Genomic DNA, 18649 nt, shown 5'->3' with positions numbered 1-18649 from the left:
GCGCCGCGTGCGGCCTGGATTTGCAGCACCGACGCTTGGCCCGGGACGCGGCGAGGAGCCAATGCGACCGGACAAGCCTCGATTCGCCCTGGAGCGACGCGACGATGAACCAGATCCTTCGCCTCAAGCTTGGTGCTGCCACCCTTCTAGCCCTTGTGGCCAACCCGACATGGGCGGCCGATCGGCTGGTCACTGTGGCGGCCCAACCGGAGCTGAAGCCATGTCTCGCCGCCATGCCGCAGATCGCGGCGCCTGCCGACGACGCGGAGCGCCGGATCAACGCCGCGCTGAAGCGCCTCGACGGGAATGTCCGCAAGGCGGCCCGGTCCTGTCAGGCCGATGGTGGCGCGAACAGCTCCTGGACGCGGACGATCCGCACGCCGATGCGTGGCCCGCGCTTCCTGAGCGTCGAGATCAGCGACGACATGTTCTGCGGTGGTGCGCATCCGAGCACCGGACTCATGGCGATCATGTACGACCTGACGACCGGCGTGCCGGTCGACTGGACGAAGCTGCTTCCGCCGGCGCTGACCGGTAAAGTCGCTCTCGTCGAAGGCATGGACGGGACCAAGATGGTCACGCTCGCCTCCAAGCGGCTGCACGCCCTCTATCTCGAACGCTACCGTCCGAAGACGGGCGCCGCGAAGCGTGACGGCGACGACGACGCGTGCCGAACAGTGGTGCAGGACACCTCTATGGGCGATCCGCCGGCCATGATGGCGTGGCCTGATGCCAAGGCCGGCGGCCTCGCCGTCCAGTATGATCTGCCCCACTACGCGCAAGCCTGCGCCGATACGGTCGTCATCCCGAACGCGGTTCTGCGTCGCGAGGGCGCCCAGCCTGTCCTCACGGACGCGATCGAGGCCGCCCATGCCGCGCCGTGACGTCTGATCGGCGGAACTGGCCGGGGCTTAAACGGCGGATGGGATCGGCGTAGCCTGTCCCTCGGGCGGTCGAGCCGCTGCAGTCGGGGTATGATCCATGGTCGCGTCCCCCATCGTCGACGGCGCAACCGAACCGTTCGGTGCCTTCGCCGACCTGCCCGGCCTGTCGCCCTTGCGGCAGGCCGTGGTTGCGGCCTGCCGGCGCCCGGAGCCGGACTGCGTCGCGCCGCTCCTCGAACAGGCGCGCCTCCCCGCCGACGCGGCCGCTCGTGTGGCCGCCCTGGCGCGCCGGCTTGTCGAATTTCTGCGCCGCCACGGTCGCCGCGGAGGGGTTGAGGGCCTGATCCACGAATATGCCCTGTCGAGCGAGGAGGGTGTCGCGCTGATGTGCCTCGCCGAGGCGCTGCTGCGCATCCCCGATGCCGCGACCCGCGACGCGTTGATCCGTGACAAGATCGCGCCGGGCGATTGGGCGGCCCATCTCGGCCACAGCCCGTCGCCTTTCGTCAACGCGGCGACCTGGGGCTTGCTGGTCACCGGTCGGCTGGTCGCCACCCGGGACGAGGCCGGGCTGTCCGCCGCGCTGACCCGCCTGATCGCCCGCGGCGGCGAGCCGCTGATCCGCGGAGGCGTCGATCTCGCGGTGCGGATGATGGGCGAGCAGTTCGTCACCGGCCGGTCGATCGCCGAGGCCCTGCGCAACGCCACCACGATGGAAGCGAAGGGCTTCACCTACTCGTACGACATGCTGGGCGAGGCCGCCGTCACCGCCGGGGATGCGGCGCGGTATCTCGGCGCCTACGACGACGCGATCCGGGCGATCGGCGCGGCCTCCGATGGGCGCGGCGTGCTGCGCGGGCCGGGGATCTCGATCAAGCTGTCGGCGCTCCATCCGCGCTATGTCCGTTCGCAGCGCGAGCGCGTCCTGACCGAGCTGGTGCCGCGCGTCCAGGGCCTGGCGCGCCTCGCCAAGGGCTTCGACATCGGCCTCAACATCGACGCCGAGGAGGCCGACCGGCTCGACCTGTCGCTGGACATCCTGGAACGGCTTGCCCTGGATCCGGAGCTTGCCGGCTGGGACGGCCTCGGCTTCGTGGTCCAGGCCTACGGCAAGCGCTGCCCCTTCGTGATCGATGTCCTGATCGATCTCGCCCGGCGCAGCCGGCGGCGTCTGATGGTGCGGCTGGTCAAGGGCGCCTACTGGGACAGCGAGATCAAGCGCGCCCAGGTCGACGGGCTTTCCGACTTCCCGGTCTTCACCCGCAAGGTCCACACCGACGTGTCGTATCTCGCCTGTGCACGCCGGCTGCTGGATGCGCCCGATGCGGTGTTCCCGCAATTCGCGACCCACAATGCACAGACGCTCGCCGCCATCGTGGAGATGGCGGGGCCCGACTTCCGGCTCGGGCAGTACGAGTTCCAATGCCTGCACGGGATGGGCGAGCCGCTCTACGAAGACGTCGTGGCGGGCTCGGATCTGCGGCGCCCTTGCCGGATCTACGCGCCCGTGGGGACGCACGAGACGCTGCTGGCCTATCTCGTGCGCCGGCTTCTCGAAAACGGGGCCAACACCTCGTTCGTGAATCGCGTCGCCGATGAATCGGTGCCGATCGAGACCCTGATCGCCGATCCCGTGACCCTGGTTGAGGCCATGCCGGCACCGGGCACGCCGCACGCGCGGATCGCGCGGCCCCGCGATCTCTACGGACCCGTACGGGCCAACGCCGCCGGCCTCGATCTCACCGACGAGGCAGCGCTCCGGCAGCTTGCGGATGCGCTGACGGCAAGCGGCCGGACAGCGTGGAAAGCCGAGCCGCCGGGGGGCGGCGCGGCTGAAACCCCCGTGCGCAACCCGGCCGATCACCGGGACATCGTCGGCTTCTATCGAGCGGCGACGGCTGTGGACATCGATCGGGCGCTCGCCCGCGCGGAATCCGCCGCGCTGGCCTGGGCGGGGACGTCCGCCGCCGAGCGGGCCGCTAGCCTGCGCCGGGCCGCCGACGTGTTCGAGGCGCGGATGCCGGCGCTCATCGGGCTCATCGTGCGGGAGGCGGGCAAATCCTTCGGCAACGGGGGCGCGGAGATCCGCGAGGCCGTGGACTTCCTGCGCTACTACGCGGCCGAGGCCGAACGGACGCTCCAGTGGAGATACGAACCGCTCGGGCCGGTGGCCTGCATCGCGCCGTGGAATTTCCCGCTCGCGATCTTCGTCGGGCAGGTGGCGGCCGCCCTGGCGGCGGGCAACACGGTCCTGGCCAAGTCCGCCGAGGAGACGCCGCTCACCGCCGCCGAGGCGGTGCGAGTGCTGCACGACGCGGGCATTCCGCAGGACGTGCTGCAGATCCTGCCGGGGGACGGTACGGTCGGCGCCGCTTTGGTCGCGGACGCGCGGGTTCGGGGCGTGATATTCACGGGCTCGACGGCAGTCGCCAAGACGATCCAGCGCTGCCTCGCCGGGCGATTGAACCGGCACGGCGAGCCCGTGCCCTTCATCGCCGAGACCGGCGGCCAGAACGCTATGGTGGTGGACTCTTCCGCCCTGGCCGAGCAGGTGGTCGCGGACGTGATCGCTTCCGCCTTCGATTCTGCGGGCCAGCGTTGCTCGGCCCTCCGGATCCTGTGTCTGCAGGAGGAGATCGCCGGCCGTATCCTGCTGATGCTGAAGGGCGCGATGCGCGAGCTGGCGGTGGGTGATCCGCGCCACCTGTCCACGGATGTCGGTCCGGTCATCACCCCCGAAGCGGCCGAGGGGATCGGCCGACACCTCGCGGCAATGCGGGCCCGCGGTTTCGCCGTCGACCAGCTCGCCCTGCCGCTCGAAACCGAAGGCGGGACCTTCGTGCCGCCCACCCTGATCGAGATCGGCCGCGTGGCGGATGTCGAGCGCGAAGTCTTCGGGCCGGTGCTGCACGTGCTGCGCTACAGGCGGGCGGACCTCGACGACCTACTGGCCGCGATCGGGGCCACCGGCTACGGCCTGACCTTCGGTCTGCACAGTCGCATCGACCAGACGATCGCCCGGGTCCTCGACCGCGTCCGGGCCGGCAATCGGTACGTGAACCGCAACATCATCGGCGCCGTGGTCGGCGTGCAGCCCTTCGGCGGGTCGGGCCTGTCGGGCACGGGCCCGAAGGCGGGCGGCCCGCTCTACCTCGGTCGTCTGATCCGGCGAGCGCCCGAGGGGGCGTACGATGGGCTCGCGGCGGCCTCGTTCCCGGTGCCGGCCTACCGCGCTTGGCTGATCGCGAAGGGGTACGGCCCGGTGGCGGAGCGCTTGGCGACGGTATGCTATCCAGCTCAGAGGGAGATCGAGCTGGCGGGACCGGTCGGCGAGCGCAATCTCTACGCCCTTCGACCGCGCGGGCGCGTCGCTGCGATCGCCGAGACGGGACCGGGGCTTCTGATCCAGATCGGGATGATCCTGGCCTGCGGCAACCACGCCGTCGTGGTGCTGGGCGAGCGGCACGGGGCCCTCCTGCGGGACCTGCCGTCCGACGTGGCGGCGCGGGTCGCGCATGCGCCGGATCTCGACGCCGCCGGCGATATCCAGGCGGTTCTGTTCGAGGGCGGCGCCGATGGCGCGTTGGTCATCAACGCGGCAGTTGCCGCCCGAGACGGCGCGATCCTGTCGGTCCAAGTCCGTACCCCGGGCGCGCTGGCGGACGGGGATCTCTACGGCGTGGCCGGGCTCGTCGAGGAAGTGTCGACCGCGATCAATACGGCCGCCGCCGGTGGCAATGCCAGCCTGATGCGTGTCGGCTGAGGGCGCACGCTCACGCCCTCAAGCGTCTGGGATCGATCGAACAGCTCCCGCGCCCTCAGGCGGCGCGCGACCAGCGGATGTCGCCGAGGCTCTCGCGGAAGGCGAAGCGGGCCAAGTGATCGGCTACGACGTTCTCCAGCCGGGTAAGGTTGACTGGATCTGCGCTGTCGATGCGCATCACCAGCGCGTCGGGCTCGGCATCGAAGGTGCAGACGCGATCCTCGCCGAACGGCACGGTGCCGTGCTCCGGGGTCGCCTCGACCTTGAACTTGTGGCTCCAGTGCCGGCAGAGCTGCTGAAGGTAGCGGCTCGCTTCCGCGGTCTGCACGCGGGCCAGTGAGGTAGGCATTCCGTCGATCTCCAAAAGGACGTGATCCAGCCTGTCGTTGACGGTTCGTCGCTCGATCTCGCAGTTGCGAGATAGGAAGGCTCCCGAGCAATTGCCATGCCGGGCTACTACCGACACGCCTGCGCCGTCATTTGAGAAGGTCTGGCCACCGCGTTAGCAGACGCTTAACGCGGTAGTCGGCCGCCGCGGATGGTGGCAGCCCGTGTCTGTCCTGCACCGGCCTCGGCGCCGAATTATGGCGCGCCGCACAATTTTTCACGCCTTGGATCCGGGCGCTCGCGCGCGTTCCGGGGCAACGTCCGCCAGGATCTTGCCGGGGTTCAGCATGTGCCCGGGATCGAGGGCATCCTTGAGCCGCCGCATCAGGTCGAGCCCGGCCGGATCGCCGTAATGCGCGAGTTCCTCGCGCTTGATCAGGCCGACCCCATGCTCGGCCGCGATCGAGCCGCCAAGATCGTGGACGATGTCGTGGACGATCCTGTTGAACCGGCCCCATTGCGCCAGAAAGTCCGCCGCCGGCATGTCGGGGGGCTGCGACAGGTTGAAGTGGATGTTGCCGTCTCCGAAATGGCCGAAGCCGCAGGGGCGCAGACCCGGCATTTCGGCGACGCAGGCCGCGCCGGCCCGCGCGAGGAATTGAGGCAGGCGGGAGAGTGGAACCGACACGTCGTGCTTGATCGAGGCACCTTCGCGGGTCTGGGCCTCGGGAACTCCCTCGCGCAGCCGCCAGAGGGCGTCGTTCTGCGCGCCGCTCGCGCCGACCACCGCATCGGCGATCGTCCCAGCCTCCAGCGCATCCCCCAGGGCGGCTTCCAGCGCACCCTGCATGTCGGCATCCGGCCGGGCCGAGGCGGCCTCGATCAGCGCGTAGGCACCGTGCGCGCCGGCCAGCGGCGGGACCGTGCCCGGGACATGCCGCAGGACGATCTCCAGCGCGAAGGGCGGCAGGTACTCGAAGGCCGTCAGATCCCGGTCGAGCCGGGTCCGCAGAGCCACGAACAGGTCGAGGGCCGCCTGTGCCGAGTCCAAACCCACCAAGGCGACGCTGGTGCTGCGCGGCTTCGGGAACAGCTTCAGCACGGCCGCGGTGACGATGCCGAGCGTCCCCTCAGAGCCGATGAAGAGCTGCTTGAGGTCGTAGCCGGCATTGTCCTTGCGCAGCGCCCGGAGGCCGTTCCACACCCGCCCGTCGGCCAGGACTACCTCGAGCCCAAGGACGAGATCGCGGGCATTCCCGTAAGCCAGCACCGCGATGCCGCCGGCATTGGTGCTGATCCCGCCGCCGATCCGGGCTGAGCCCCGTGACGCGTAGGAGAGCGGAAACAGCATGCCGGCCGCATCGGCGGCCTCCTGAACCTCCTGAAGGATCATCCCGGCCTCCACGGTGATGGTGGCATCCACCGGGTCGATGGCGCGCAGCCGCGTCATCCGCTCCAGCGACAGGACCACCCCGCCCTGCGGGACGCCTGCCCCGGTGAGCCCGGTATTACCGCCGAGGGGCACCACCGGCAGGCCGGCCTGCGTGCAGGCGCGCACCGCGAACGCCACCTCATCGGTGGAGCCCGGCTTCAGCACCGCCACGGCCGAGCCGGTGAACAGCTTCCGGGTCTCGATCAGGTAGGGGGCGAGATCCGCTGGCTCGGTCAGCACGTGACGCGCGCCGAGGCCGTCGCGGAGCGCGGCGAGCAGGGTATCGGGGTTGGTCGCCATGGGTGTCATCGCGAAGATTTTTTTAGACCAAGGCGCGTCACCGGCAAGCGGCCGTCTGGCGCGCGGCGGGAGGCACCTTACAACGGTCGCGTCGATCGCGGGCAGGGTTTGCCAGATCCCGGACGTTCCACCGCAGAGGCAGAGATGCTCTCCGTCATCCAGAACCCGCCCCGCATCGCGCTCCCGATCGTCGGCAGCAGCGATCTGTTCCCCGTCCGCCGGGTCTACTGCGTCGGCCGCAACTACGCCGCCCATGCACGGGAGATGGGGGCCGATCCGGATCGCGAGCCGCCATTCTTCTTCATGAAGCCCGCCGACGCGCTTCAGATCGTGGGCTCCGAACCGACCCCGCACCCCTATCCGTCCAAGACCAGCAACTACCATTTCGAGGTCGAACTGGTGGCCGCGCTCGCCGGCGGCGGCACCGATCTCCCCGTCGAGGACGCCCTCGATCACGTTTACGGCTACGCGATCGGTCTCGACATGACCCGACGCGACGTTCAGGACGAGGCCAAGCGGCTGTCGCGGCCCTGGGACACCGCCAAGGCGGCGGATGGCTCGGGCCCGATCGGCGCCCTGCACCCGGTCTCGCTGATAGGCCACCCGGCGCGGGGTGAGATCACGCTGTCGGTGGATGGCCAGACGCGCCAGACGGGCGACCTCGGCGATATGATCTGGTCGTTGGCGGAGCAGATCGCCTACCTGTCGGGCTACTTCGCGCTGCAGCCGGGGGACCTGATCTTCACCGGCACGCCGTCGGGCGTCGGTCCGGTCGAGCGCGGCCAGCGCATGGTGGCCTCGATCGCCGGTCTCGGCGCGATCACCCTCGACGTCATCTGATCCGGCAGCCGCGGACCGTCATGCTCCTCGATCGTTGGCTGCTGCGGCGCCTGTTTCACCTCGGGGCGTTCGCCACGCGGGGCATGACGCTCGGCGTCCGCGGAATCGCCATCGATCCGCAGGGCCGCGTGGCCCTGGTGCGCCACACCTATGTCAGCGGATGGCACCTGCCGGGCGGCGGCGTCGAACGCGGGGAGAGTGCGGCCGAGGCGATGATTCGCGAATTCCGTGAGGAATCGGAGATCGTCCCGGATGCGCCGCCCCGCCTCGTCGGCCTGTACCGGAACGTCGCCGCCGCGCCCCGCGATCACGTGGCGCTGTTCGTCCTGCCGGCCTTCACGGTGCTGCGGCCGAAGGCACCCGACCGGGAGATCGCCGCCTGCGCGTTCTTCCCGGTCGAAGCGCTTCCGGAGGGGACGACTCGCGCCACCCGCGCCCGCCTCGACGAGGTGCGGCGCAACCTCCCTGCGGACCCGCATTGGTGAATCGTCGTGAGCGGGCAAAGAGACGCTTGCGTCGCCCGTCGGAATGGTGTTTAGAAAGCGCCGTCGGGGCCGCCGGCACGAAAGTCCAGGCGGCGCGGCACTAGTGAGCGGGTGTAGCTCAGGGGTAGAGCACAACCTTGCCAAGGTTGGGGTCGAGGGTTCGAATCCCTTCGCCCGCTCCAATTCACTCGGACAGATTTGGACGCGATTACAGCGCGTTAGCAGAGGCCACCTTCGGGTGGCCTTTTGCGTTCCTGGGGGTGTGGTCCCGTAATTGGTCCCGAAACGGGCTAAAACTCCGCTCGGGATGGGCCCGGCAGGGTGGAAGGCGATCGGCGGTCCCGATTGAAACGGGGCCGGCCATTCGGTCGCAGGCCGACGCTCTCACGCGCCATGGACAGTCCCAAGCCAGGAATTTCCGACCTCGTGTGCGCTGTCGCACATGGACGGTTTTCAGCCGATCGAGGGATTTCGGCGCCGGCCACCCGGATTCCCGCGGGCGGCTAAATCCTGCGTCAGGGGGCGAGCCTGCCGAGATCCTCAAGGTCCTCCGGATCCGGCGGCGCGAGGATCTCGGGTTGGGCTTCCAGCAGCGGCCCGACCGCGGCCGCGATCTCCCGCTTGTCGAGGAGACGGTAGGCCCCGTCGCGCAGCAGGATGACGGCTGGGGCGGGCTTGAGCTTCTTGGCCCCCTTCTCGGGCGTCAGGTACACGCCGTCGTACCCGGGGGGGCCGGGCTTGAACCACACCACGAGGGCGTCCGGCGTCTGCCGCCTGAACCAATCCGACGTTGCGACCCAGGCCGCGCAGGCCTCCTTGGCCACGCGCTTCCGGTTCACGTTCGACAGCTGGGACGCCAGGAACAGCGCGTGCCCGGCGAGCTCGCCAACCGGCAGGGGCGTGAACACGATCTCGCCGGGGGGAGCGTCGACCCGGGTGAAGGTCTCGATGATGGGTTCGGGTTTGGCGTCGGGCATGTCCGCATGATGCGGGCGAGCCGTTAACCGCCCGTCAGCCGGCGGAGCGGGCGGCCTCCCGGGCCCGGCGCTCCGGACCCAGCTTCCTCGCCAGGTCCGCCGGCCGCTGGGCCCGCACGAAGCCGCGGGAGACCTGCCCCGAGAGCTCGGCCATCTCGATCAGGGCGTCACCAGGCGCCCGCCTCAGGGCGTCCCTCGCGTCGCCGTCGGCGGCCTCCATGTAGGCCCGCTCCATCTCGTCCACGAGGACCTCCATTGATTCGCATATGAGAACGAATGAAGAACAAATTGGTGCGGGAGTCGATCCCTGGACGCGACGTTTCGGCCCTCAGTCAGACGAACCAGCTGACCACCAGTGCGACCCCGATGCCGAGGCCGACCTGCAGAACGGTGGAGCGCAGGCGGTCGATCGCTGCGGTGAGGTTGGCGGCATCCAGGTTGGGGGCGGGATCCGCGGGAGCCTGAGGCGGCGGCCCCTGTTCCGGCACCCCATCATCCTCGTCGACCTTCGGCTGCGGCGCATCGCTCCAGCTGAGATGGCGGACCGTGCCGCGGGCCACCTCTGGGCTCTCGCTCGCGTGGTCCGCGTGGGGAGCCAGATACCAGGTGACCCCGTAGCCGGGCGGCGTGTGCTCGTCGCCCTTCATGATCCAGAGATCGAGCTTCACGCCGAGGTGGAACGACGGCATCTCGCCAGCGCGGTAGGCCGCGAGCATCGCGGCCATGTCCATCTCGGGGATCCAGCACTCCAGGAACCAGGCATCCTCGCTCTTGAACTCCCAGTCACCGGCGATGAAGCCGAGCACGCTGGTGAACGGGGTGTAGCCGTTGCCGTCCTCCTGGGGGATGGCGGGCCGGATCGTCACGGGCAAGACCCGGCAGGTGTCGCCCCATCCCGCGAGCCGGACGGTGTCCCTCCGGATCGTGGCCATCCCGGAGATCTGAGGTGTTCGGCTGATGGTCCCGTAGTCCGTGGAGACGGCCTGTCCCATCTTGAGGTTCGAGACCTCGACCCAGAGGGTTCGATAGGGGTCGTGGTGCCACTCTCCCTCGACCTCCGGGATCGCCATCGTCCCGTCCGTAACGATCGATTTCAGCCGCGCGCGCTTGTCCTGTCTCGCCATCTGCCCCCCGAGGTTGAGGCACTCTCGCGGGCTGGCGACGCCCCGTCCAGGGTTCCCGTCCTTAGGCCTGCCTGCGTCCCACGCGGCGCCGGTCGTTGCGGGCCTCCCGCTCCACGGTGTGCCCGATCCACCGGGCGAGCGCGTCCCGGATCCGGGACTCCCGCTCGGCCGGGCCGTCCCCGGGATCCGCGGCGATGATGCACTCGACCGTCCGGGTTGCCCCCCGGGCGAGCTCGTCGATCGTGGACTGCCTCACGGGGTGACCTTCACCAGCGTCAGCCGCGATGCGTTGGCCGCGAGGTGCGACCGCCAGGCCTGCGCGTGCACGCGCCTCGCGAAGCGGACACCGCCAACCTTCTCCGGTATCGCCGAGAGTGGGGGCGGGGGTCCTCCGTTCGGTCCCACCAGTTCCTCGACCGCCTCGCGCAGGACGACCTCCCGCCGGGTCGGCCACATATCGTCGCGAGCCTGTCGGAATGCCTCGTGGTGGCCGGCGAACGTGGCGGCGGCGACGGCGCTCCACCAGAAGGCCTGCTCGGCCGGCCAGTTCCGGATCATCGCGTTCCCACAATCCTGAGGACGATCGCCTGGGGCATCGGGCGCTCGGCGTGACGGGCCATCATCGCCAGCATGGCGAGGCCCTCAGCCTGGTTGAGCAGCAGGGCGGCCGCCTTGTCGACGGCGTCCCGAGCGGCGGCGATCTTTGCCTCGGTGGTCGTTGTCTCGGTCATGCCGCGTCCCTCTTATTCCAGGACCACTCCATCGACGGGGTGAACCTCCGCATCAGGGCGTTCTTCGCGACCCGGACGCGTCCCCGGTTGCGACGCCGGGCGCGTCGGGACAGGGGCTTGCCGATCGAGGGGCGCATCGCCTCGGTGCGGGCCTCCTTCGTCGCCAGGTTCTCCAGGACCTGGCGCCAGAAGTTCGGGAGGAGCTCCCGTGGCATGCCGTGCCGCATGAGAGCGACGTCGCGATCGTACGCCCCACGCTGGGCCTCCAGCAGCGAGGAGGCGGTCCCTATCTCAGGGTGGACCACGGCCATCCGGGGTGGCGCCAGGCGGAAGGGCGTCTCGGTGTAGATGCGCATGGCTCAGGACTTCCGTCCGTTCACGTGAGCCTGGAGACGGCCCAGCCCGGCGCTGATCCAACGGCCGGCGTCGAGCATCCCGAGGGCGAATTCCGCCCCCATGGCCGCCCCCTACCTGGCCGCATGCGCAGCCGCAGGATCTCCCTCCCGCCATGTCCGGCGGGAGATCAGCGCCTCCAGCGTACCGGCCGAGGCGTCGCAGTCGGCTTGAGCCGCCAAGCGCCTGGCTGCCCGCGGGATGGCGTGTGCCGGCAGGCCTGAACGCCGGAGCTGTCGGCGGATGCCGCGCTCAGACTTGGTCATGCCGGCCTCCGTGCCTTGGCCTCGGCCGCCCGGCGCTGCTCGGCGAGCAGGCCGTCGAGGCTGTCCCGGAGCGCCCGGACGAGCGTCATCCCGTCGATGTCGTCGGGGTCCGTGCAGGCCTCGGCCTCGCGCAGGGCGGCCCGCACCGCGGCGATGTCGTCCTCAATCGCGACGTGGCGCTTGGGCGCCTCGCCACCCAGCTCCTTGACCTGCGCCATCCCATTTCCCCCATCGAATCCGTGCAAATGGGAGTCTGCCACGGATCGAAGATTTCCACTGGACGGCGTCCGAAAATTCGCGCAGCCGGCTGAGTCGCAGGGGGTTCCTTGCATGCCGATCAGGTACGCTCAGGGCATGAGCATCTTCGACCTTGGCGAGTCCCTCGCCCTTGCGCGGCGCCACCGCCGGCTCTCGCAGCGGGCCCTTGCGGCCAAGGCCGGCGTCAGCGTCGAGTGGGTGTCCCGCTTCGAGCGCGGTGACAGCATGGAGCCATCGATGCACCGCGTGATGCGATGCCTCCATGTGCTTGGGCTGGACCTGCGGCTGTCGACGTACAACCAGGGCCGGCCCAGCCTCGACGACCTCATCGCGCAGGACGAGGAGGCCGATAGCAGCCCGGCGCTGAAGGCGGCGCTAGGGCTTGGTTAACCCTAGGAACGCGACTCGGTCCGCAACGGCTGCACATAACTTGCACCCTGAGCCGGCTTGGCGCATAACGGCGTCACACCGGAGATGACGTCGATGATCTGCCCTCGCTCGAAACGGATGCCCTGCCTGACCGCCTGAGCCCTGCTCGGCGCGCCCCGCGTGCACTCCCGTTCCAGCGAGATCCCCATGACCGACGACGCCTCTCGGGCGCGCGCCGCTGCCGTCCAGGCCGCCCGTGCCACGCTCCTCGACTCCACCGCCCTGACGGGGCCCCGCCAGCCCGAGGCTCCCATCGGGCCGCGTGCGAAGGCGTTCGGCGGCGAGCACGTGCGGTACGACGCCCGCGTCGACGCCGGCCTGGCTCTCGCCCGGTTCCTCGGCGAGGAGCCCCGGCTCCCGGCCGCGCTAGTCCGGCAGCTCGGGCAGACCCGGCGGGACGTCAGCATCGCCTCCCTGCAGAAGGTGGAGGCGGCGCTGCGCGGGCACGCCAACGCGGAGACCACGTCGGACGCGGGCCGGAACGCCGCGGCGCTGCTGGCGGATGACCTGCTTTTCGCACAGGCGGCGCTGGGGTCCGCCAAGGCGGCGGCGTGCTGCAGCTCGATCTGCTTGCGCCTGGCGCTGGCGTCGGCCTCCAACGGGCATCACGCCGCCGCTTGGCTCGCCCTGCGGAACGCCCTTCGATACTGCGGCGATGCCACGGAGGAGCTGGACGAGGCGGGGTACGTTTCCGAGGACCTGGCCAGCAGCCTGGCGCCGTACGACAACCACGTGGCCCGATTCGCCGAGACGCTCGCGATCATCGCGGCGGCGCACCGGCAGATCGGCATCGAGGAGGACCTCGCCCGCGGTGGCGCCGGCGGCACCGCCAAGGACTGGGTCGACGCGCAGGCGGACGGCCTCGCCGCGCTGGCGCAGCTGGACTGGCCCCTCGGCGACGGAGGCTGGAGGGACCGGGCGGCGCGCGCCACCCCGACGCTCGTCGTCCTAGCCAAGGGGGCCTTGGACCACCTACCCGGTTCCGAGACCACGGGCTCATCGCGGACGTCGCGGGGGTCCACGCCGCGCGCGGAGTTCAACACGCTCGCCGGGGAGGCCCTGCCGCTCGTCCATGGCGTCGATGTCGTGGCCGTCGGCAAGCTGCTCGACGCGCGGTTCCCGTGGTTCACGGACCTCACCGCGCTGCTGCTGCGGGACCTCGCCAACGGGGGTGTAGCCCGGCTGCGGAACACTCTCGCGGTGTCGCCGCCGGGCAGTGGGAAGACGAGCTACCTGCAGGTGTTCTGCGAGGCGGCCGGGATCCCGTGCGTCCTCTACAACGCCGCCGGCGTCGCCGACGCCGCGTTCGGAGGAACCTCGCGCCAGTGGAGCACGGGGCGCGCAAGCGTCCCGTTGCAGACGATCCAGCGGCTCCGCGTCGCCAACCCCGTAATCATCATCGACGAGATCGAGAAGGCGGGTACGAGGTCGGAGAACGGGCGCCTCACGGACTCCCTGATCGCCCTGCTGGAGCCGGTAGGGAGCCGCGCCTTCCACGAGGTCTATCTGGAAACGAACGCCGATCTGAGCGGCACCCAGTTCCTGGCGACGGCCAACGGGACGGGAGCCGTCCCCGGCCCCCTCCTGGACCGCTTCCGCGTCGTGCACGTCGGCCTTCCCAAGGCCGAGGACCTGCCCGTCGCGGCGGCCAACCTCGTCGCCGAGCTCCGCGACGAGCGTGGCCTCGACGCCGGCTGGCTCCCCGACCTCGACGGCGACGAGCTGCATCTGCTGGCGCGCGTGTGGAAGGGGGGCAGCCTGCGCCCGCTCCGCCGCGCCGTGACGACGCTTCTCGACGGCCGCGAGACCCTCGCCCGTCGCCACTGACACCTCATCACTGAAGGAGACCCTCCATGTCCGACGCACGCCCGAATGCCGCCCCGGCCGCCTCCCTCGACGAGGCGATCCTCTCCCTGCGCGCCCGCCGGGAGACGAGCGACCTCCGCTTGGAGGCCGAGTTCTCAGGCCTGTCTGTACTCCACCTGGCGCGGCGGGCGCAGGCCCTCGGCCGCCTCGGGCCCTGCGACGTCGACCGCCTCGTCCAGGGCGTCGTCCGCCTCGTCGACGCCCTGCCGGGCACGCGCGGAGACAGGGCGTGAAATCCGCGCGCGGCCCCCCTCTGCCCACCCCGCATCCTGACAGGAGACCCCCATGCTCATCGACGAATTCCGCGTCATAGCCGACGACGCCGTGTGCCGGCATCCCGGGCACGTCGACGTTGTACCCACCGGCGTCAGCCCGTCCCCGCACGGTCCCCTCGTGACGTGGACGGGCGGCAGCGTGCTCCCCCGGCAGGACAACGGCAGGACAGTGGCGCCGCCCCCCGCGCAGGACGTCCTCCGCGTCCTGGCGCGCACCCTCGCCCTGCGCTGGCAGACCGGCCGCGCCGTCGTCCCGGACGACTGGGACGCCACCCTGCGGGCGCGCCACCCGAGGACGTTCGAGGACGGCGGGCCGTACTCGGGTGGCGGGTGGCGGTGGCTATGGGAAGCGGGCGCGAGCCTGATCTCCGAGGCCGGCGCGACGGGATTCCGCACGACGCAGACCAAGGAAAAGTTTGCGCAAGCGCGATGGTATTACTCCATCGAAGGCAAGACTAGGAAGGCGATGCGCAATGAAGTCAACACTATAGTTGACTGCGTAGAGCACCTGTCGGCCTTCATCTGCGAGACGTGCGGAGCGCCTGGTCGGATCCGGCACGGAGGCTGGTCGAAGGCCTGCTGCGACGCCCATGCCGCCGGGAAGAAGTGACGTCTACCGCAACCTGACGCGCCGGCTCTGGTCCGTGCGCGTCGGCGGCCGGGTCGTCGGCCACGTGCCGGCGATCGTGCTTGCCGACGTCGTCCTCCGGGCGTCGGAGGCGGGCAGGCTGCGGTGCCTCCGGACGGGGGCCCGGGACGTCCACGCGTGGGCGACCGGCACGGTGGCCGAGGGGGACCGGCCGCCCTCGGCGCAGCGGCTTCGGTACGGGCTCTGGTGTCCCGGATTTAGGACGAACGGCCTCCTGGTCACCCGGGCGGCGCAGGTGTGGTTCGAGGCCGACGGGTCGGCGTGGTGCGTGGGAGGGTGGGATGCTGAGAGCCTGGATTTTCAGTGACGTGCACGACGACGCCGACTGCTGGGAGGGCCCGGCCGTCCCGCCGTGCGACGTGGCGATCATCGCCGGCGACGTCGCCGACGGCCTGACGCGGAGGTCCATCCCCTGGCTCGCGGCGTGCGTCGTGCCCTTCGTGCGGCGCGTCATCTACGTCCCCGGGAACCACGACTTCTACGCGTCGAGGTGGCAGAGCGAACTCGAACGCGGGCGCGAGGCCGCGGCCGCCGCCGGCATTCACATCCTCGCCGTCGGGGAGACCCTCGACATCGAGGGCGTGCGGTTCGTCGGGGCCACGCTCTGGACGGACTATGAGCTCCTCGGCGAACCGTTCCGCGTGTTGGCGCAGTCAACGTGCGGGGACCGCGTCGGCGGAATGCGGGATCATCGGCAGATCCGGACGCGGCTCCCGTCGGGCGAGACGAACGCTTTCCGGCCACCGATGGCCGCGGCCGCGCACGTTGCCCAGCTCGGCCGGATCGAGCGCGCCCTAGCCGAGCCGCACGCGGGCCCGACCGTCGTCGTCACGCACCATGCGCCGCATCCCGCGTCGCTGGGCAGGCAGGGTCCGTTGCAGGCGATCGATGCCGCGTACGCCTCGGACTGCAGCCGCGTCCTCGAAGGGGAGCACGCCCCGGATCTCTGGATCCACGGGCACATCCACCGGTCCGCCGACTACCGGATCGGTGGGACCCGCATCCTCGCGAACCCGCGCGGCCGCCGGGGCGAGAACCCCGCCTTCGACCCGTCCCTAGTCCTGGAGATCTGACATGCGTGCGCTCGCCATCCTCGCCCTGCTCGCTGGCCCGGCCGGGGCGGACCCCTACCAGCCCGCCCCGGGCCTCTACTGCCCCGAGGGGGCCGACGTCCCCGCCATCGTCGTCGGGCCCGCCCCCGGCGAGGTCGGCATCGATCTGATGGAGTGCCACGGGGCGAGGATCTCAGGCGGCCGGGTGACGGCCTCCCGGTGCTACGGCAACGGGGGCCGGCCGTTCCCCTACGAGGCGGAGCTCAGCCTCCTGCCCAGCGGCGTGCTGCTGCACGACGGCGTCCGGTACCGGCGGCGGCCGTCCGGGGGGCCGTGCCCGTAGGCCACCGAGCGCCTGGATCGGGGGGTGCTGCAGCGCGCTCCACGAGCGAGGCCGGATTTCGCTCGCGGTGTAACGCCGATCGCGCGGACTGAAACGCGCGAAAATATGCTGAGAGCGTGCCGAAACCGTGCGCAGGCGTGCCCGGGCCGGGTTGCCAATGATACCGAACCGGCCTTCGCTCCCATTTCGCTGCACCAGATTTCAGTCACGAAAAAGGGGCCCGGTCACCCGGGCCCCTCGTCACCACTCAGAGTCTGAGGGGTGTCAGTCGAACAGGTCGGGCTCCCGTGCGGCCCGCCAGTCGACGGAGACGCAGAGCTCGCGTCCGTAGTGGAGGATGCCCTTCGACGTCATCTTTGGCGTCGCACGGGGCTTGCCGCCGTACTCCTCGATCCGGACGCGGAACGGGGCACGGTCGATGAGGTCCTGCCGGGGGAGGTTCGACCTGTTCAGATCCAACAGGTCGCCGCGCTCCTTCAGCCAAGCGATGAACTTGTTCGGCTTTTGCCCGAGGGCCTTGCCACCGGCCTGGAGGCTGTAGAGATCCTCGCTCTCGGTGAACCGCTCGACGCACTCCACCGCCGGCAGGGCCCGCTGTACCTGCCGCTGCGAGGCGGTGAGCTGGCGAGAGGTGTCGATGAGCTCCTGGTCTGTGATGACGAGGCGCTCGACGAGGGCGTCCTCCCGATCCATCCGGGCCAGGAGCATCCTCCTCAGCACCCTGTTCTCGTCGAGGTCCTCGGGGATCGCGACCGGCGTCGGGGCGGGTGCCACGGCGTAGGAACCGGTCCGCCGGATCTCGGGGAGGACCTCGTTCATCGCCCACCGACGGAACCGCCATGCCGTCGCGCCCTTCACGAGGGCACGCTGGCTGCGCATCAGCAGGGTGTAGAGACCGCCCTCGGTGATGACCAGGACCTCGCCCTGGGGATGCCCTAAGAAGATCTTAGCCCTCTCGTCCTCGTCGAGCGCCTTGAGCGAGACGGACGGGTTCGAGAGGCGGGCGGCCTTGCAGACGTCGGCGCCGACGAACCAGGGCTGCCCGTCGATCTCCACGACGCGGATGTCGTGGTTGTCGAAGCGGAAGATCGAGATCGCCGGCGCGGCCGGGATGCGGACGATGGCGTTCACGCGCGCCTCCCGTCGGTGGCGAGGGGTACGGCCACGAAGGCGATGTTCGGGGGCAGTAGGCCGGCGATGTCCCGTGCGGTCTCGGGCGCACCGATGACGATGCCCCGCTCGTACTGTCTGTTCTCGGCCAGGCATTCGACCATGTCGTGCAGGTCGCTCACGACGGCGGCCCGGCAGACGTAGACGCAGGGCACGTCCTTCCCGTCGATCAGGACGTGCCAGAAGGCCCGGGCGAACGGGCGGACTTTGCTGACCTCGGCGCCCGGCAGAAATGCGCCCGGGTCCCGGCGGAAGATCGCCTCGCGCGCCTTGTCGTTCTTCCCGCCCGGCGCGTCGTCGCCGGTCACCAGGAGGAGGCGGTCACGCGCAGCGGCTTTGGCGGCCTCGATCCGGAGCTCGATCGTACCGAGGACGCTCCTGCGCAGCATCGGGAACGCCGGCTCGGCAGTGCGCTCCAGGAGGAACGACCGCGCCGCGTGGGGATCCTCGACGCTCATGGCCGCCGCGATCTCAAGGACCGAGGCCTCCTCGAAGCGCTCGGCGTACTGCGAAATTCCCTGGGCGAGGGACGCGGCGAGGCTACCGTTCGGGGCGGTCGTGGTGGTAAGGTGGGTGCACGGTTCGGTCACGGGGATGCTCCTGTGGCTGACCAGGCCTCGGCGGCGTTCGCGCGCTTCCGGGGCCATTTTTTTCGCCAGTGGATCCGGCGATGTCGGCACGAATCGGAGGATATCACCTTCTTCTGAGAACGCGAGTCGATGTGCCGTCATTGCACGTTTCGGGCGCTTTGGTGATAATGGCCTTCCATCGAATCCGGCTCGGAGTGCCTCGTCGTGTATCCCTCCCCAATGCAGCTGCGCGCCGCGCGGACCCTCGTCGGCCTGACGCAGGACGAAATTTCCCGACGCGTCGGCCTGTCCCAGAGGACCATGGTCGCCGTCGAGATGAGGAAGTCGTCCCTGAGCGCGCTCCACTCCGTGATGGGGTTTTACGCCGGCTTGGGCATCAGCTTCTCAGGCACGCCCGACTACACGGTGCAGACCGTCACCTACACGCAGGCGACGCCTCCGGACGTGCCCCCGATCCCGGACACGTAAGGGAATGTCTGGCGGGCGGTGACCTGC

Annotated in this window: 24 protein-coding genes and 1 tRNA gene; 13 read left to right on the top strand and 12 right to left on the bottom strand. The window is 70.3% G+C overall.

Annotated elements, in window-relative coordinates:
- Window positions 1–104 precede the first annotated feature (104 nt).
- Together MKK84_RS26795 and putA are read left to right on the top strand one after the other, a co-directional pair.
- Window positions 105–884, top strand: coding sequence for a DUF4163 domain-containing protein (locus tag MKK84_RS26795; protein WP_243924986.1), 780 nt, complete (start codon window positions 105–107; stop codon window positions 882–884).
- Between the two features lie 97 nt (window positions 885–981).
- Window positions 982–4647, top strand: coding sequence for a trifunctional transcriptional regulator/proline dehydrogenase/L-glutamate gamma-semialdehyde dehydrogenase (gene putA, locus MKK84_RS26790; RefSeq protein ID WP_243924985.1), 3666 nt, complete (start codon window positions 982–984; stop codon window positions 4645–4647).
- A gap of 55 nt (window positions 4648–4702) precedes the next feature.
- Here putA and MKK84_RS26785 read toward each other — a convergent pair whose 3' ends face one another.
- Together MKK84_RS26785 and MKK84_RS26780 are read right to left on the bottom strand one after the other, a co-directional pair.
- The gene (locus tag MKK84_RS26785; RefSeq protein WP_243924984.1) at window positions 4703–4996 is read right to left on the bottom strand and encodes a DUF2218 domain-containing protein; all 294 of its coding nucleotides are present in this window, start codon (window positions 4994–4996) and stop codon (window positions 4703–4705) included.
- Window positions 4997–5251: 255 nt separating this feature from the next.
- Window positions 5252–6715, bottom strand: coding sequence for an FAD-binding oxidoreductase (locus tag MKK84_RS26780; RefSeq protein WP_243924983.1), 1464 nt, complete (start codon window positions 6713–6715; stop codon window positions 5252–5254).
- Between the two features lie 135 nt (window positions 6716–6850).
- On the opposite strand from MKK84_RS26780, the gene MKK84_RS26775 reads away from it, so the two are divergent.
- The 3 genes from MKK84_RS26775 to MKK84_RS26765 all read left to right on the top strand — a co-directional run bounded on the left by MKK84_RS26775 (window position 6851) and on the right by MKK84_RS26765 (window position 8213).
- On the top strand, window positions 6851–7546 hold the full coding sequence (locus tag MKK84_RS26775) for a fumarylacetoacetate hydrolase family protein (protein WP_243924982.1): 696 nt from the start codon (window positions 6851–6853) through the stop codon (window positions 7544–7546).
- Between the two features lie 20 nt (window positions 7547–7566).
- Window positions 7567–8031, top strand: coding sequence for an NUDIX domain-containing protein (locus tag MKK84_RS26770; protein ID WP_243924981.1), 465 nt, complete (start codon window positions 7567–7569; stop codon window positions 8029–8031).
- A 107-nt stretch (window positions 8032–8138) separates the two neighbouring features.
- Window positions 8139–8213, top strand: a tRNA-Gly gene (locus MKK84_RS26765).
- 333 nt (window positions 8214–8546) lie between these two features.
- Here the strand turns inward: MKK84_RS26765 and MKK84_RS26760 are convergent.
- From MKK84_RS26760 to MKK84_RS26725, 8 genes are all read right to left on the bottom strand, one after another.
- Window positions 8547–9008 carry a hypothetical protein gene (locus MKK84_RS26760; RefSeq protein WP_147840866.1) on the bottom strand — a complete coding sequence of 154 codons (462 nt, stop codon included), beginning with the start codon at window positions 9006–9008 and terminating at the stop codon, window positions 8547–8549.
- 34 nt (window positions 9009–9042) lie between these two features.
- On the bottom strand, window positions 9043–9243 hold the full coding sequence (locus MKK84_RS26755; protein ID WP_243925038.1) for a hypothetical protein: 201 nt from the start codon (window positions 9241–9243) through the stop codon (window positions 9043–9045).
- A gap of 97 nt (window positions 9244–9340) precedes the next feature.
- Entirely contained in the window at window positions 9341–10132 is a 792-nt protein-coding gene (locus MKK84_RS26750) for a hypothetical protein (protein WP_147840864.1), read from the bottom strand.
- Between the two features lie 61 nt (window positions 10133–10193).
- Entirely contained in the window at window positions 10194–10388 is a 195-nt protein-coding gene (locus MKK84_RS26745) for a hypothetical protein (RefSeq protein WP_147840863.1), read from the bottom strand.
- Window positions 10385–10690, bottom strand: a complete 306-nt coding sequence (locus MKK84_RS26740) for a hypothetical protein (RefSeq protein WP_147840862.1) — start codon at window positions 10688–10690, stop codon at window positions 10385–10387. Before MKK84_RS26740 ends, MKK84_RS26745 begins: the two co-directional genes overlap by 4 nt.
- Window positions 10687–10863 carry a hypothetical protein gene (locus MKK84_RS26735; RefSeq protein WP_187275334.1) on the bottom strand — a complete coding sequence of 59 codons (177 nt, stop codon included), beginning with the start codon at window positions 10861–10863 and terminating at the stop codon, window positions 10687–10689. Before MKK84_RS26735 ends, MKK84_RS26740 begins: the two co-directional genes overlap by 4 nt.
- Window positions 10860–11219 (bottom strand): hypothetical protein, encoded by a 360-nt coding sequence (locus MKK84_RS26730; protein ID WP_147840861.1) that lies wholly within the window; start codon window positions 11217–11219, stop codon window positions 10860–10862. The genes MKK84_RS26735 and MKK84_RS26730 overlap by 4 nt, the downstream gene beginning before the upstream one ends.
- Window positions 11220–11518: 299 nt before the next feature.
- Window positions 11519–11740 carry a hypothetical protein gene (locus MKK84_RS26725; protein WP_056251323.1) on the bottom strand — a complete coding sequence of 74 codons (222 nt, stop codon included), beginning with the start codon at window positions 11738–11740 and terminating at the stop codon, window positions 11519–11521.
- A gap of 136 nt (window positions 11741–11876) precedes the next feature.
- Between MKK84_RS26725 and MKK84_RS26720 the strand changes: the two genes are divergently transcribed.
- The 7 genes from MKK84_RS26720 (at window position 11877) to MKK84_RS26690 (ending at window position 16394) form a co-directional block, all read left to right on the top strand.
- Window positions 11877–12170 carry a helix-turn-helix domain-containing protein gene (locus MKK84_RS26720; RefSeq protein WP_187275333.1) on the top strand — a complete coding sequence of 98 codons (294 nt, stop codon included), beginning with the start codon at window positions 11877–11879 and terminating at the stop codon, window positions 12168–12170.
- Between the two features lie 186 nt (window positions 12171–12356).
- Window positions 12357–14036, top strand: a complete 1680-nt coding sequence (locus MKK84_RS26715) for an AAA family ATPase (RefSeq protein WP_147840859.1) — start codon at window positions 12357–12359, stop codon at window positions 14034–14036.
- A gap of 26 nt (window positions 14037–14062) precedes the next feature.
- A complete protein-coding gene (locus MKK84_RS26710) occupies window positions 14063–14308 on the top strand; it encodes a hypothetical protein (protein WP_147840858.1) in 246 nt (81 codons plus the stop codon).
- Window positions 14309–14360: 52 nt separating this feature from the next.
- Entirely contained in the window at window positions 14361–14960 is a 600-nt protein-coding gene (locus MKK84_RS26705; RefSeq protein WP_147840857.1) for a hypothetical protein, read from the top strand.
- Window positions 14941–15306 (top strand): hypothetical protein, encoded by a 366-nt coding sequence (locus tag MKK84_RS26700; RefSeq protein ID WP_147840856.1) that lies wholly within the window; start codon window positions 14941–14943, stop codon window positions 15304–15306. Before MKK84_RS26705 ends, MKK84_RS26700 begins: the two co-directional genes overlap by 20 nt.
- Before the next feature lies 1 nt (window position 15307).
- Complete coding sequence (locus MKK84_RS26695; RefSeq protein WP_187275332.1) at window positions 15308–16072, top strand: metallophosphoesterase; 765 nt, start codon at window positions 15308–15310, stop codon at window positions 16070–16072.
- Between the two features lies 1 nt (window position 16073).
- Window positions 16074–16394, top strand: coding sequence for a hypothetical protein (locus MKK84_RS26690; RefSeq protein WP_243924980.1), 321 nt, complete (start codon window positions 16074–16076; stop codon window positions 16392–16394).
- 264 nt (window positions 16395–16658) lie between these two features.
- On the opposite strand, the gene MKK84_RS26685 is transcribed toward MKK84_RS26690, so the two are convergent.
- Window positions 16659–17525 carry a BRO family protein gene (locus tag MKK84_RS26685; RefSeq protein WP_187275331.1) on the bottom strand — a complete coding sequence of 289 codons (867 nt, stop codon included), beginning with the start codon at window positions 17523–17525 and terminating at the stop codon, window positions 16659–16661.
- A complete protein-coding gene (locus tag MKK84_RS35740) occupies window positions 17522–18154 on the bottom strand; it encodes a hypothetical protein (RefSeq protein WP_162240219.1) in 633 nt (210 codons plus the stop codon). Before MKK84_RS35740 ends, MKK84_RS26685 begins: the two co-directional genes overlap by 4 nt.
- Before the next feature lie 204 nt (window positions 18155–18358).
- Here MKK84_RS35740 and MKK84_RS26675 point away from each other — a divergent pair, with 204 nt between their 5' ends.
- The gene (locus tag MKK84_RS26675; protein ID WP_147840852.1) at window positions 18359–18622 is read left to right on the top strand and encodes a helix-turn-helix transcriptional regulator; all 264 of its coding nucleotides are present in this window, start codon (window positions 18359–18361) and stop codon (window positions 18620–18622) included.
- The last annotated feature ends 27 nt before the right edge of the window (window positions 18623–18649 follow it).

It is taken from the genome of Methylobacterium sp. E-065 (assembly GCF_022829605.1).
In the GTDB taxonomy this organism is placed as follows: Bacteria; Pseudomonadota; Alphaproteobacteria; order Rhizobiales; family Beijerinckiaceae; genus Methylobacterium.
The sequence above is the reverse complement of the archived record's forward strand: the minus strand, read 5'-3'. Positions and strand labels throughout refer to the sequence as shown.